This window comes from Mesorhizobium sp. M1A.F.Ca.IN.022.06.1.1 (genome assembly GCF_003952605.1).
Taxonomy (GTDB): domain Bacteria; phylum Pseudomonadota; class Alphaproteobacteria; order Rhizobiales; family Rhizobiaceae; genus Mesorhizobium.
In genome coordinates this window covers 5835704-5848744 of sequence record NZ_CP034455.1, presented here as the reverse complement: position 1 = coordinate 5848744, position 13041 = coordinate 5835704, and the positions used below count along the sequence as shown (strand labels likewise).

At 64.6% G+C, this 13041-nt stretch carries 12 protein-coding genes; 9 read left to right on the top strand and 3 right to left on the bottom strand.

The window, feature by feature from the left end; genetic code table 11:
- Nucleotides 1-101: 101 nt before the first annotated feature.
- Complete coding sequence (locus EJ078_RS27755; RefSeq protein ID WP_067000319.1) at nucleotides 102-848, bottom strand: cytochrome c biogenesis CcdA family protein; 747 nt, start codon at nucleotides 846-848, stop codon at nucleotides 102-104.
- Nucleotides 849-1254: 406 nt separating this feature from the next.
- On the opposite strand from EJ078_RS27755, the gene topA reads away from it, so the two are divergent.
- The 7 genes from topA (at nucleotide 1255) to rpmG (ending at nucleotide 9578) form a co-directional block, all read left to right on the top strand.
- Nucleotides 1255-3822 carry a type I DNA topoisomerase gene (topA, locus tag EJ078_RS27750; RefSeq protein WP_127215997.1) on the top strand — a complete coding sequence of 856 codons (2568 nt, stop codon included), beginning with the start codon at nucleotides 1255-1257 and terminating at the stop codon, nucleotides 3820-3822.
- A gap of 6 nt (nucleotides 3823-3828) precedes the next feature.
- Nucleotides 3829-6138, top strand: coding sequence for a ribonuclease R (gene rnr, locus EJ078_RS27745; RefSeq protein ID WP_127847168.1), 2310 nt, complete (start codon nucleotides 3829-3831; stop codon nucleotides 6136-6138).
- The gene (locus tag EJ078_RS27740; RefSeq protein WP_127215995.1) at nucleotides 6138-6578 is read left to right on the top strand and encodes a DUF983 domain-containing protein; all 441 of its coding nucleotides are present in this window, start codon (nucleotides 6138-6140) and stop codon (nucleotides 6576-6578) included. The genes rnr and EJ078_RS27740 overlap by 1 nt, the downstream gene beginning before the upstream one ends.
- Nucleotides 6579-6762: 184 nt before the next feature.
- The gene (locus EJ078_RS27735) at nucleotides 6763-7503 is read left to right on the top strand and encodes an NUDIX domain-containing protein (RefSeq protein WP_127404201.1); all 741 of its coding nucleotides are present in this window, start codon (nucleotides 6763-6765) and stop codon (nucleotides 7501-7503) included.
- Between the two features lie 19 nt (nucleotides 7504-7522).
- A complete protein-coding gene (locus tag EJ078_RS27730; protein ID WP_067328142.1) occupies nucleotides 7523-8698 on the top strand; it encodes an MFS transporter in 1176 nt (391 codons plus the stop codon).
- Between the two features lie 98 nt (nucleotides 8699-8796).
- Nucleotides 8797-9255, top strand: coding sequence for a hypothetical protein (locus EJ078_RS27725; protein WP_067328140.1), 459 nt, complete (start codon nucleotides 8797-8799; stop codon nucleotides 9253-9255).
- A 155-nt stretch (nucleotides 9256-9410) separates the two neighbouring features.
- The gene (gene rpmG / locus EJ078_RS27720) at nucleotides 9411-9578 is read left to right on the top strand and encodes a 50S ribosomal protein L33 (protein WP_040995604.1); all 168 of its coding nucleotides are present in this window, start codon (nucleotides 9411-9413) and stop codon (nucleotides 9576-9578) included.
- Between the two features lie 507 nt (nucleotides 9579-10085).
- On the opposite strand, the gene EJ078_RS27715 is transcribed toward rpmG, so the two are convergent.
- A complete protein-coding gene (locus EJ078_RS27715; protein ID WP_095802204.1) occupies nucleotides 10086-11459 on the bottom strand; it encodes a PleD family two-component system response regulator in 1374 nt (457 codons plus the stop codon).
- A gap of 15 nt (nucleotides 11460-11474) precedes the next feature.
- Complete coding sequence (locus EJ078_RS27710; RefSeq protein WP_208720964.1) at nucleotides 11475-11846, bottom strand: response regulator; 372 nt, start codon at nucleotides 11844-11846, stop codon at nucleotides 11475-11477.
- A gap of 238 nt (nucleotides 11847-12084) precedes the next feature.
- On the opposite strand from EJ078_RS27710, the gene EJ078_RS27705 reads away from it, so the two are divergent.
- Both EJ078_RS27705 and EJ078_RS27700 read left to right on the top strand, forming a co-directional pair.
- Nucleotides 12085-12384 carry a DUF3572 domain-containing protein gene (locus EJ078_RS27705; RefSeq protein WP_067000920.1) on the top strand — a complete coding sequence of 100 codons (300 nt, stop codon included), beginning with the start codon at nucleotides 12085-12087 and terminating at the stop codon, nucleotides 12382-12384.
- A complete protein-coding gene (locus EJ078_RS27700) occupies nucleotides 12381-13034 on the top strand; it encodes a hypothetical protein (RefSeq protein ID WP_127215993.1) in 654 nt (217 codons plus the stop codon). Before EJ078_RS27705 ends, EJ078_RS27700 begins: the two co-directional genes overlap by 4 nt.
- Nucleotides 13035-13041 lie beyond the last annotated feature (7 nt).

Below are 13041 nucleotides of genomic sequence, written 5' to 3'. Positions count from 1 at the left end.
CGTGATGCTGCACCAATGCGGTTAAATTCCGGTGAGACAGCGGATCACCTGGACTCTTGATCGGCGGGTCCACAATTCGATCCTGTGCACGAAGTGGCAGATCACCCGAGCCGCCCGAGCGCCGGGAAGTTTTCCAGCAGCCAGTAGGATGCGCTCTGCACGCCACCGGTGAGAAAAAACACGCCGGCGACGACGAGCAGCGCGCCGATCGCTTTTTCCACGCGACCGAGATGGACGCGGAATTTTCCCAAGAAGCGCATGAAGGCGCCGGAAAACAGCGCCGCGATCAGGAAGGGGATGCCGAGCCCGAGCGAATAGGCGGCGAGCAGCAGCGCGCCCTCGCCCACCGTCTCGCGGCCGCCGGCTAAAGTCAGGATCGGCCCCAGCACCGGGCCGATGCAGGGCGTCCAGCCGAAGGCAAAGGCCAGCCCCATGACATAGGCGGCGATCATGCTGGCCGGCTTGCCCTGCGACTGGAAGCGCGCCTCGCGCGACAAGAGCGGGATGCGCACGATGCCGAGGAAATTCAGGCCCATGATGATGATCAGCGCGCCGGCCACCATCGCCAGCGGTTCCTGCCAGACGCGCAGCAGCCGGCCGATCGTCGAGGCGCCGGCGCCAAGCGCGACGAAGACGGTCGAGAAGCCGAGCACGAAGGCAACAGAGGCATAGAGCAGCGCGCCACGTGCGCCTTCGCGCGCCGTCGCGCCGGCGTTGCCGCGGAAATCGTCGACCGAAACGCCGGCCATGTAGCAAAGATAAGGCGGCACCAGCGGCAGCACGCACGGCGACAGGAACGAGATCGCCCCTGCTCCGACCGCGCTGACATAGCCGATGTCCAATGCCATTTCACGATGCCCCGGTTGTGCTGGCGCCGATATAGCGATGCCGGCGCCCTCGTGCCAATCACCATTGTGTGGCGCGTGGTCGCTAGCCGAGGAAGAAGCGGCGGCCGCTGCGCGTTCAATGGATGGCGCGCCAGTGCCGCGTGCCGTCCGCGTACCGCCGGGCCGATGCTGGTTCTGTCGGCGACTCCCCTCGGTAAAAGACCGAACCAAGACACGATCCGTCGGTGCGCCAAAAAATGTGTTCTCCGCCATACACTCTAAGAGTGTATCGCTGTCGGCCAGTTCGCAAATTGGGCCTGTCCCCTTGACCGATTGCAAAAGCACGGCCATGTGAGCGACGAAAAGAGTGGGATTTCGTCGTGCGCCGCGGAGCTCTTCCGCCGCCTCACAGCTGATAAGAGACCTCATGGACGTCGTCGTCGTCGAATCGCCGGCCAAGGCGAAGACAATCAACAAATATCTGGGCAAGAACTATAAGGTCCTGGCCTCGTTCGGCCATGTCCGCGATCTGCCGGCCAAGGACGGCTCGGTGCGCCCGGACGAGGACTTCGCCATGTCCTGGTCGGTAGACACCGCCTCCGGCAAGCGCCTCGCCGACATCGCCAAGGCGGTCAAGGACGCCGACGGGCTGATCCTCGCCACCGACCCGGATCGCGAGGGCGAGGCGATTTCCTGGCATGTGCTGGAAGTGCTGAGGCAGAAGCGCGCGCTGAAGGACAAGCCGGTCAGCCGCGTCGTCTTCAACGCCATAACAAAGACCTCGGTAATGGAGGCCATGGCCAATCCGCGCCAGATCGATGCGCCGCTGGTGGACGCCTATCTCGCGCGCCGCGCGCTCGACTATCTCGTCGGCTTCACCCTCTCGCCGGTGCTGTGGCGCAAGCTGCCGGGCGCCCGTTCCGCCGGGCGCGTCCAGTCGGTGGCGCTGCGGCTGGTCTGCGACCGCGAATCCGAGATCGAGCGCTTCGTCCGCGAGGAATACTGGCAGATCGCCGCCATCCTCAACACGCCGCGCAACGACAGTTTCGAGGCGCGGCTGACCGCCTATGCCGGCAAGAAGCTGCAGAAGCTCGACATCGCCAACAAGGCCCAGGCCGACGACATCAAGGCGATGCTCGAAGGTGCGACCTTCAAGGCGCTGTCGGTCGAAGCCAAGCCCACCAAGCGCAATCCGGGCCCGCCCTTCACCACCTCGACGCTGCAGCAGGCCGCCTCCTCGCGGCTCGGCTTCTCGGCCAACCGCACCATGCAGGTGGCGCAGAAGCTTTACGAAGGCATGGATGTCGGCGGCGAGACCGCCGGCCTCATCACCTATATGCGAACCGACGGCGTGCAGATGGCGCCGGAGGCGATCACCGCGGCGCGCGATGCCATCGCCAGCGAGTTCGGCGCGAAATACCTGCCCGAAAACCCACGCTATTATTCGGTCAAGGCCAAGAACGCCCAGGAAGCGCATGAGGCGATCCGCCCTACCGATTTCAAGCGCACGCCGGCATCGGTCAGGCAATATCTCGATGCCGATCAGGCGCGCCTCTATGAGCTGATCTGGAAGCGCGCGATCGCCAGCCAGATGCAGCCGGCCGAGATCGAGCGCACCACGGTCGAGATCGAGGCGGTCAACGGCGCCCGCACCGCCGAGCTTCGCGCGGTCGGCTCGGTCATCCGCTTCGACGGCTTCATCGCCGCCTACACCGACCAGAAGGACGAGGACGCGGAGGACGAGGAAAGCCGCCGCCTGCCCGAGATCCGCGCCGGCGAGCAGCTTGCCCGTGAGGCGATCAACGCCACCCAGCACACGACCGAGCCGCCGCCGCGCTATTCCGAGGCGTCGCTGATCAAGAAGCTGGAAGAGCTCGGCATCGGCCGGCCGTCGACCTACACGGCGATTCTGAAGACGCTCGAGGACCGCGACTACGTCGCCATCGACCGGCGCAAGCTGGTGCCGCAGGCCAAGGGCCGGCTGCTGTCGGCCTTCCTCGAAAGCTTCTTCGAGCGCTATGTCGAATATGACTTCACAGCCTCGCTCGAGGAAAAGCTCGACGAGATCTCCGACGGCAAGCTCGCCTGGAAGGACGTGCTGCGCGACTTCTGGAAGGATTTTTCGGGCGCCGTCGACGACATCAAGGAACTGCGCGTCTCCGACGTGCTTGACGCCCTCAATGACGAGTTGGCGCCGCTGGTGTTCCCCGCGCGGGAGGACGGCTCAAACCCGCGCGTCTGCCCGAAATGCGGCACCGGCAACCTGTCGCTGAAGCTCGGTAAGTTCGGCGCCTTTGTCGGCTGCTCGAATTATCCGGAATGCTCCTATACCCGCCAGCTTGGCGACGCCGCCAATCCCAACGGCGAGAACGGCAATGGCGAGGACGGCGTCAAGCTGCTCGGCAAGGATCCATACACCGCCGAGGAGATCACCCTCAGGAGCGGCCGCTTCGGCCCCTACATCCAGCGCGGCGAAGGCAAGGACGCCAAGCGCTCGAGCCTGCCCAAGGGCTGGACCGCCGAGTCGATCGACCATGAGAAGGCGCTGGCGCTGCTGGCATTGCCGCGCGATGTCGGTAAGCATCCGGAAACCGGCAAGATGATCTCGGCCGGTCTTGGGCGGTACGGACCCTTCGTGCTGCACGACGGCACCTACGCCAATCTCGAAAGCATCGAGGACGTGTTCTCGATCGGCCTGAACCGCGCCGTTTCGGTGATCGCCGAGAAGCAGCAGAAGGGCAAGGGCGGCCGCAACGGGAGCACGCCGGCTGCGTTGAAGGAACTGGGCGAGCATCCCGACGGCGGCGGCAAGATCGTCGTGCGCGACGGCCGCTACGGACCCTACGTCAATTACGGCAAGGTCAATGCCACGCTGCCCAAGGGCAAGGATCCGCAATCGGTGACGATGGACGAGGCAATCGCCCTGATTGCCGAGAAGGAAGCCAAGGGCGGAGGCGGCAAGAAGCCGTTCCGCCGGGCGGCAAAGAAAGGATAGCACGACGTGGCGCGCAGGATCTCCGGAAGAAGTCACGGCGATCCGCGCAGCGCCGACACCAGGGCGAAGGTGGTCAAGGATGACTACCGGCCCTCGCGCGACGAAATCCTGCGCTACATCGCTGAGAACCCCGACCGCTCCGGAAAACGCGACATCGCCAAGGCGTTCGCGCTGCGCGGCGACGACCGCATCTGGCTCAAGGATCTGCTGCGCGACCTGCAGGATGAGGGCCTGCTGACCAGGAACCGCAAGCGGCTCACCCGCGCCGGCTCCCTGCCCCATGTCGCCGTGCTCGACATTTTCGGCCGCGATAACGATGGTGTGCTTCTGGCGCATCCGAGCGAATACACCGGCCCGGGCTCGCCGCCCGTGATCGCCATCCGCATTTCGCGCGGCGCCAGCGGCCCGGTTCCGGGCATCGGCGCCCGCGTCCTCGCCAAGACCTTCCCGACCGACGATCCCTCAGGCCCCGCCTATACCGGGCGGGTCATGAAGATTTTCGAGAAGCGCAGCGAAGCCGTGCTCGGCGTCTTCCGCGTGCTGAAGGACGGCACCTTTCGCATCGAGCCGGTGGAACGCCGCCAGCCCGAGCTGATCGTCGACAAGGAATTCCAGAACGGCGCCAAAAATGGCGATCTGGTCGAGGTCGAGCCGGCGCGCGCTTCGCGCTACGGCCTGCCGCGGGCCAAGGTGCTGGCGGTGCTGGGCTCGCTGACTAGCGAGAAGGCGGTCTCGATGATCGCCATCCACGCCCACGACATACCCCACGTCTTTCCGGCCCATGTGATCGCCGAAGCCGACGCCGTGAAGCCGGTTTCGCTTGCCGGGCGCGAGGACTGGCGCGATCTGCCGCTGGTTACCATCGATCCGGCCGACGCCAAGGACCATGACGACGCGGTGTTCGCCACGCCCGATACGGATAAGAAGAATCCCGGCGGCGTCATCGTCACCGTGGCAATCGCCGATGTCGCGGCCTATGTCCGCTACGGCACGCCGCTCGACCGCGAGGCGCTGAAGCGTGGCAATTCGGTCTATTTCCCGGACCGCGTCGTGCCGATGCTGCCCGAGCGCATCTCCAACGACCTCTGCTCGCTGCGCGAAGCGGAGGACCGCCCGGCGATCGCCGTGCGCATGACCTTTTCGGCGGAAGGCCGCAAGCTCAGGCACTCGTTCCACCGCATCATGATGAAATCGGCGGCCAAGCTCGCCTACCCGCAGGCGCAGGCGGGGATCGATGGCGTGCCCGACGACAAGACGGGGCCGATCCTCGAAGGCGTTCTGAAGCCCCTCTGGGATGCCTATGCCGTGCTCAAGCGCGGCCGCGACAGCCGCCAGCCGCTCGAACTGGAGCTGCCGGAACGCAAGATCCTGCTCAAGCCCGACGGCACCGTCGACCGGGTCGTCGTGCCGGAGCGCCTCGACGCCCACAAGCTGATCGAGGAGTTCATGATCCAGGCCAATGTCGCGGCCGCGGAGACGCTTGAAGGCAAGAAAGAGCCGCTCGTCTACCGCATCCACGACGCGCCGTCGCTGGCGAAACAGGAATCGCTGCGCGAGTTCCTGCACACGCTTGGCCTGTCGCTGGCGCGCGGCGCGCAGATGCGGCCCGGGCAGTTCAACGGCATTCTGGAGCGGGTGCGCGGCGCCGACAACGAGGCGCTGGTCAATGAAGTGGTGCTGCGCTCACAGAGCCAGGCCGAATACTCGCCGAAGAACATCGGCCATTTCGGTCTCAACCTGAGACGCTACGCGCATTTCACCTCGCCGATCCGGCGCTATGCGGATCTCATCGTGCATCGCGGACTGATTGCCGCGCTCGGCCTCGGTCCCGGCGGCCTGACGCAGCAGGAAGCGGATCGCCTGGAAGAGGTCGGCGCGCTGATCTCGGCCACCGAACGCCGCGCCATGGCGGCCGAACGCGACACGGTCGACCGGCTGATCGCGGCCTATCTCGCCGAGCGCATCAACGACACCTTCGACGCTCGCATCTCCGGCGTCGCCAAGGCGGGACTCTTTGTCCAATTGCCGCAGTATGGCGCCGATGGTTTCATCCCGGTGTCAAGTTTGGACGGCGATTACTATATCTACGATGAAACCGCTCGATCGCTGGTCGGAGAGCGCACCGGCAAGGGCTACCAGCTAGCCGACCGCGTCGAGGTGCGGCTGCTCGAGGTTGCGCCGATGGCGGGCGCGATGCGTTTCGAAATGCTGAGCGACCCGAAGCCGCTGCCAGGCTCGCGACGGTCGTTCCACAAGACCAAGGGCCGCGCCCGCGCGTCGCAGTCGCGCATGGGTCCCCGCGGCAGGAGAAGATGATGTCGAAGGGCATGGAAGAACAGGTTATCGGCGGCGAGCACCATTCGGGCCGCGTCGCGCGTCCGCTGTGGACGGCAATCAAGCGCGGCATGCTTGGCTGGTGCCCGCATTGCGGCGAAGGCAAGGTGTTCGGCGCCTTCACAAAGCCCGTCGACAAATGCGGCGTCTGCGGCGAGGAGCTTCATCACCATCGCGCCGACGACCTTCCCGCCTATCTGGTGATCGTCATCGTCGGCCACATTGTGGTTGGCGCCTTCATGACTGTGGAGGCCGCCACCACGCTTTCGACCTGGCAGCACGCGCTGATCTGGGTGCCGCTGACCATTATTGTGGCTATCGCGCTGTTGCAGCCGGTCAAAGGCGCCGTCATCGGCCTGCAATGGGCGCTCTATATGCACGGCTTCGGCGGCGAGAAGGACGAGTTCGAGCCGCATCCCTAAGCCTGCAGCGGTTCTGCCCTTGAGACAAACAACGACCATCTCCGAGCAGTGGAATTCCAGATCGAGAACCGCTGCGCGTTTTTCCTGGAATTGCTCCGGCAGCGACGTTTGGTCCGGGGCTGGTGCAAAGGCCCGAACACGTAAGCCACTTTCGCGTTCGAGAAGTTTCCGCTAGGTCGAGCGCATGGAAGGAATGACCAAGGCGGATGTCGACAAGCTCGATAAAGGCTTGGCCGTGCACGGCGGTCGGCCGCTTCGCCCGCGCGATGCCGCAACCTTGATCCTGCTCGACAGGAGAGCCAGCGACGTTCTGGTGCTGATGGGCCGGCGCCATGCCGGCCACGCCTTCATGCCGGGAAAAATCGTCTTCCCCGGCGGCCGCACCGATCCCGCCGACAGCCGCGTTCCGGTGGCTGCCCCGCTGCATCGTGAGGAAGAGGCAAGGCTTGTGAGCGGCCCCGGCCGCGCGAGCGCCGCACGGGCGCGCGCCATCGCCATGTCGGCAATTCGTGAGACTTACGAGGAAGCCGGCCTGCTGATCGGCCGTAAAGGCCCGTTCGCGACCGCCAAGCGCGATTGGCAGGGTTTCGTCGTACACAGCGTCGCACCGTCGCTGGACGCCCTGCGCTTTATTGCGCGCGCCATCACGCCGCCCAACCGCGTGCGCCGCTTCGATACCCGCTTCTTCAGCGCCTGGCGTGAGGATGTCGCCGTCGAATTGCCCGACGGTGGTCCAACCAACGAGTTGGAGGAGCTCGTCTGGCTGCCGCTTGGCGACGCCCGCAAGGCCGACACACCCGACATCACCCGCATGATCCTGGAAGAACTGGAAAGGCGCCTCGCCCGCGATCCGTTGCTGCGTCCGGGCGGCGCAGTGCCGTTCTTCCGCCTCATCCGAAACCGCTTCGTTCGCGAAGTCCTTTAGAAGCAGAGCATCCCCATCGATGACGGTCGATACCCAGCAACAGGGCGACGAACGCGTACACTGGCTGCCGATGACTGCGGCGATCTCCTCGATCAGCGTGGTCGGCATTGCCATCGGCCTCGGCATGCCGCTGCTCAGCGTCATCCTCGAATCGCGCGGCCACTCGGCCTCGATGATCGGCCTCAACACGGCGGTCGCCGGGCTCGCCTCGATCGCCGGCGCGCCGCTCGCCACGCCGCTGGCCATGCGCCTCGGCGTCGCCCAGACCATGCTTTTGATGATCGCCGTTGGCGCGCTCGCTTTTGTCGGCTTTCATTTCGCGCCGGCCTTCTGGATGTGGTTTCCGCTCCGCGTCGCGCTGCACATCTCGCTGACAGTGCTCTTCATTCTGTCGGAATTCTGGATCAGCACCTCGGCGCCCCCGCATCGTCGCGGCCTTGTGCTTGGCATCTACGCTACGGTGCTCTCTCTGGGCTTCGCCGCCGGGCCGTGGCTGTTCGCCCATGTCGGCTCCGGTGGGTTCCTGCCGTTCGGCGTCACCATTGCGTTGGTAACGCTTGCTGCCATTCCGGTGCTGGCGGCTCGTAACGAGAGCCCGGCGATCGTCGCCGACGGCGAAACCAGCCATTTCCTGCGCTATATCTGGATGGTGCCCACAGCAACCTTCGCCGTGCTGGTGTTCGGCGCCGTCGAGACCGGCGGCTTTTCACTGTTCCCGGTCTATGGCAGCCGCATCGGCTACTCCGAGGCCGACGCTGCGCTGTTGCTGACGATGATCGGCCTCGGCAACGTTCTGCTGCAGATACCGATCGGGATGATCAGCGACCGAGTCTCGGACCGCCGCTACCTGCTTCTGGCCTGCGCCACGGTCGGCCTCATCGGAACCGTGTTCATGCCTTTCTTCGCCAAGGACTGGCACCTGATGGCGGCGCTTCTGTTCGTCTGGGGCGGTGTGGTCGCGGCCATGTACACGATCGGCCTTGCGCATCTGGGTTCTCAGCTTTCCGGCCATGAGCTCGCCTCTGCCAACGCCGCCTTCGTGCTCTGCTATGGGGTCGGCATGGTGATCGGCCCGCAGGCGATCGGCATCGGCATGGACGCCTTCGGCCCTTCGGGCTTCGGCTGGTCGCTGGCGCTGTTCTTTGCCGCGTACATGCTCCTGGTTCTCGTCAGGTTGGTGCGAAAGATCCTCTAGTGAAAATGTCGCCCGGCACCGGGGCATGCTGACATCACCGTGTCAGCAGGCCCCCTGCTATACCCTCGCTCCGATCCAGGAAGAACGAGGATATAGCGATGATCGACAGCGGCTTTGAAACCAAGTCCCTCAGGATGGAACTGCTTCTGCTCGTCACCTTCCAGGCGCCGGCGGCCGATGTCGAGCGCATCATGGAGGCGGTGGTGGCGATCACGCCGCTGCGCATGGGCAAGTATGACGGCAATGCCTACCAGTCGGCGCAAGGAATAGAGCGCTACCGGACGCTCGAAGGCGCTGCCGCGGGCGCCGAGATCGAGTTGCGCAGGCGGCCGGGCACGGTCGAGGTGTCGTTCGAACTGCCCGACGATCAGGCGCTCGCCGCCCGTGTCGCCGAAGCGATATTCCAGGCCCATTCCTACCAGGAGCCTGTGATCCGCATTCAGCCGCTGCTGACCAGCCGTTCCAAGGGACTCGACGACCATACCAATCCGAACCGCTGGTGGAACACGACCGGCGACTGGAAGAAGGCCGATCTGCAGGTCAGGGAGAACGCCTGACGCGGCGAGTTCCGCCGCGTCAAAACGGGGCAAGAAGGCGCTTGGGCTTGACTTTCCGGGCGCGTTCTTTATGTGTCGCGCCAAGTTTCCCGCGTCCGGGTGTTTTCCCCGTGCTCCAGCGGCCAAAACTCCACGAACATTAACGGACGAACATCATGGCCAAAGCCGCAAACATCAAGATCAAGCTTCTGTCGACCGCCGACACCGGTTTCTTCTACGTGACCAGCAAGAACAGCCGCACCAAGACGGACAAGCTGTCGTTCCGTAAATACGACCCGATCGCCAAGAAGCACGTCGAGTTCAAGGAAACCAAGATCAAGTGATCCGGTTTATCCTGAAATGCCGAACGCCGCCCCTTGGGGCGGCGTTTTTGTTTTCAGCGGGCGGACGCTCGAGCAAGAAAGCCCGCGGCTGCCTGACGCTGAATCATGCATGAGAAAAAGGGGGCCGGTCGGCGGTTGGCAGCGGTACGAGGAGGCCACTATGTGCCAGCGCCGGCCGGCCGACCCCACGGACCCAGGAGATGCGGCGGACCTGAGCATCATGGGGTATTTTTTGGATCGAGCCGGGCAGTCTACCCTCGTGCCGGCTTCGTCTTCGTTCTATGCCAAGCAGATTTGCTCAAGAACTTATGAAAATCAACCATTTCTTAACCACGGCTCCCGAATCGCTTGGATTAAGGTAAATTCCTAACCCTATCGGGTTGACGCGGAATTGGGGCTTCCGTGGGTAACCGCAGCGCGGCGCAACGATTTCAGGCAACGCGCTTAAGTCTTCTAGTCTTGTCCATCGATGCGCCAAAACTGCTGCGCACTGTCGGGTGGCATGGATTAGGCGGCCTTGGCGACAACCCGGTTGCGGCCGCCGCTCTTGGCCTCGTAGAGCGCAAGGTCGGCTCGCTTCATCAACCCCGCGACCGTATCGGCTCCCCTCAGCACCGATGACACGCCGACGCTGACCGTCACCTCGATCGTCTTGCCACTGCTTCCGATTGCGAAGGGCGCCTGCGCGATCTCGGCGCGGATACGCTCGGCCACCTTCTCGGCGATGGGCCCGTCGGTATCCGGCATGACCACGACGAACTCCTCGCCGCCGAAGCGGCAGGCGAGATCGATGCCGCGCACGTTCTTGCGCAGCCGCCTGGCGAATTCGCGCAGGACGTCGTCGCCGCCGTCGTGGCCATGCGCGTCATTGATGGATTTGAAACGGTCGAGGTCGGTGATCATCACCGAGAGCGGCCGCCGCCGCGCCACGGCGCGGTCGAACAGCGTCTCAAGATGGCTGTCCAGGTAGCGGCGGTTGTGCAGGCCGGTCAGCGCGTCGGTCACCGCCATCTCGATGGTCTGGGTGACGCTGGCGCGCAGTTGATCGTTATAGCGCTTGCGCCGCACCTGCGTGCGCAGGCGCGCCGTCAGCTCGTGCTGATCGATCGGCCGCGTCAGATAGTCGTTGATGCCGAGTTCGAGGCCGCGGATGATGCGGCCCTCCTCGCCCTCATCGGCCAAGAGCATGATCGGCAGGAAGCGGGTGCGGTCGAGCGAGCGCAGTTGCGAGCAAAGCCGGAGCGCATCGAAATCGGCGAAGGCCGTCGAGATCAGCACGCATTCATAGGCGGTCTCGGCGGCCTGGAAGAATCCGGCATTCGGATCGGTGGCGACGTCGAGATCGGCGCTGCCGCGAAGCATCTTCTGGATACGCTCGATAGACGACTTGCGCTCGTCCACCAGAAGCACCTTGGGCTTGGTGTCTTCCGTCGCGAAGTTGCGGCTGAGCAGCTCTTCGATGCCGATGTTGCGCGTGGTCGAGGCGCGCAGCCGCAATTCGTCGGTCAGCGACTTCAGCCTGACCAGGCTCTTCACCCGCGTCATCAGTTGCAGATCATTGACCGGCTTGGTGAGGAAATCGTCGGCGCCCGCCTCAAGGCCGCGCACCCGGTCCGATACCTGGTCGAGCGCGGTGATCATGACCACCGGAATATGCGAGGTCGCCGGGTCGCTCTTCAGCCGCTTGCAGACCTCGAAGCCGTCCATGCCCGGCATCATCACGTCGAGCAGCACGACATCGACCTTGCCGTTTTCGCAGGTCTCGATCGCATCCGGGCCGTTGCCGGCCGTCAGCACCTCGAAATATTCGGCCAGCAGCCGCACCTCCAGCAGCCGCACATTGGCGGGGATGTCATCGACGACGAGGATCCGCGCGGTCATCTCAAAGGCTCCGGCTCAGGCATCGCCCAGATAGGATTTGATCGTTTCCATGAAGCGCGGCACCGAGATCGGTTTGGAAATATAGGCCTCACAGCCACCCTGGCGGATGCGCTCCTCGTCGCCCTTCATCGCGAAGGCGGTGACGGCGATGACCGGGATCGAGTGCAATTCGTCGTCTTCCTTCAGCCACTTGGTCACTTCCAGGCCAGAAACCTCGGGCAGTTGGATGTCCATCAGGATCAGGTCCGGCCGGTGCTGGCGCGCGAGATCCAGTGCCTCCAGGCCGTTGCGCGTGCGGACCGTTTCGTAACCGCTGGCTTCGATGAGGTCCCGAAAGAGCTTCATGTTGAGCTCATTGTCCTCGACGATCATGACCTTCTTAGCCATCAATTTCCCGTCCCGACGGTCCCCTGAGCCGAAGACCGCCGTCATGCGTCCTTGCCGGATCGCACCCAACCCGCCTGTACCCTACGTCAATATGATTGACGAAACGCAAACCTGCCGTTGGAAAAGCACACCCATTCCACTTGCGGCTGCAGGGCTGAAGCGGCTGAGACTTGCCGCAAGCGACGCTTGCCATTACTGCGGAAGAAAGACTCAACATGCACATCGGCAAAAGGTAATGATGACGAACGCAGCGTCAATGCGCGAGGAGGCGGAAACCCTTGCCGTCAGGGCGCTTGGCTTCGTCGCCGGCGATCCGGAGCTGTTGCCTCGCTTCCTGGCGATAACCGGCATCGAGGCGCGGTCGATCCGCCACGCTGCCGCGGAGCCGGGCTTCCTTGCCGGCGTGCTGCAGTTCATCCTCGCCCACGAGCCGACGCTTTTGCGCTTTGCCGAGGAAACGGGCACGCCACCGGCTGCCGTCGGCAAGGCTTTGCGGGCGCTGCCGCTCGGCAACGACGATCATGAGCGCTCGACATGAGCGACGATCCCGAGACCGCGCGCCAGATCGAGGAGTTGGCGGCCGACGACCGGCCGCTGCTGGTGCTCGATGTCGATGATGTCGTGCTCGAATTCATCCGACCCTTCCCGCGCTACCTGAAGTCGCGCGGCTTCGGGCTGACTCTCGCCTCCTTCCGGCTCACCGGCAACATCGCCGAGATGGCGTCCGGCCGGCTGATCGAGCAGGCGGAAGTGACGGCGCTTCTCGGCGATTTCTTCGATGCCCAGGCCGATTGGCAAAGCATCACCGACGGCGCCGCGGAGGCGCTGGCGTCGCTCGGACAGCGCGCCGAGATCGTGCTCCTGACCGCGATGCCGCACAAGCACCGCGCCGTGCGCCGGGCGCATCTCGACGTGCTGGGCATGAACTACCCGCTGCTGACCACGGAAATGGCAAAGGGCCCAGCCATCGCCAAGCTGCGCGGCGCCAAGGGCCGGCCCGTCGCCTTCGTCGACGACCAGCCCTCCAACCTGCTGTCGGCGCGCAGCTCTGTCGTCGACGCGCACCTCTTCCACCTGATGGCCGACAACACGCTGCGCGCTTTCCTGCCGCCGACGCCGGACGACATCATCTCGGTCGACAACTGGCGCGAGGCGGCGCCGAGGATTGCGGGCGCGCTCGGGCTATAATTCAGGC

Bases quoted from the DNA above. Each gene is read 5' to 3' on its own strand.
- rpmG (WP_040995604.1), top strand. From the start codon at position 9,411: ATGGCCAAAGCCGCAAACATCAAGATCAAGCTTCTGTCGACCGCCGAC.
- EJ078_RS27725 (WP_067328140.1), top strand. From the start codon at position 8,797: ATGATCGACAGCGGCTTTGAAACCAAGTCCCTCAGGATGGAACTGCTT.
- EJ078_RS27705 (WP_067000920.1), top strand. From the start codon at position 12,085: ATGACGAACGCAGCGTCAATGCGCGAGGAGGCGGAAACCCTTGCCGTC.
- topA (WP_127215997.1), top strand. From the start codon at position 1,255: ATGGACGTCGTCGTCGTCGAATCGCCGGCCAAGGCGAAGACAATCAAC.
- EJ078_RS27735 (WP_127404201.1), top strand. From the start codon at position 6,763: ATGGAAGGAATGACCAAGGCGGATGTCGACAAGCTCGATAAAGGCTTG.
- EJ078_RS27740 (WP_127215995.1), top strand. From the start codon at position 6,138: ATGTCGAAGGGCATGGAAGAACAGGTTATCGGCGGCGAGCACCATTCG.
- EJ078_RS27710 (WP_208720964.1), bottom strand. From the start codon at position 11,846: ATGGCTAAGAAGGTCATGATCGTCGAGGACAATGAGCTCAACATGAAG.
- EJ078_RS27730 (WP_067328142.1), top strand. From the start codon at position 7,523: ATGACGGTCGATACCCAGCAACAGGGCGACGAACGCGTACACTGGCTG.
- EJ078_RS27715 (WP_095802204.1), bottom strand. From the start codon at position 11,459: ATGACCGCGCGGATCCTCGTCGTCGATGACATCCCCGCCAATGTGCGG.
- EJ078_RS27755 (WP_067000319.1), bottom strand. From the start codon at position 848: ATGGCATTGGACATCGGCTATGTCAGCGCGGTCGGAGCAGGGGCGATC.
- EJ078_RS27700 (WP_127215993.1), top strand. From the start codon at position 12,381: ATGAGCGACGATCCCGAGACCGCGCGCCAGATCGAGGAGTTGGCGGCC.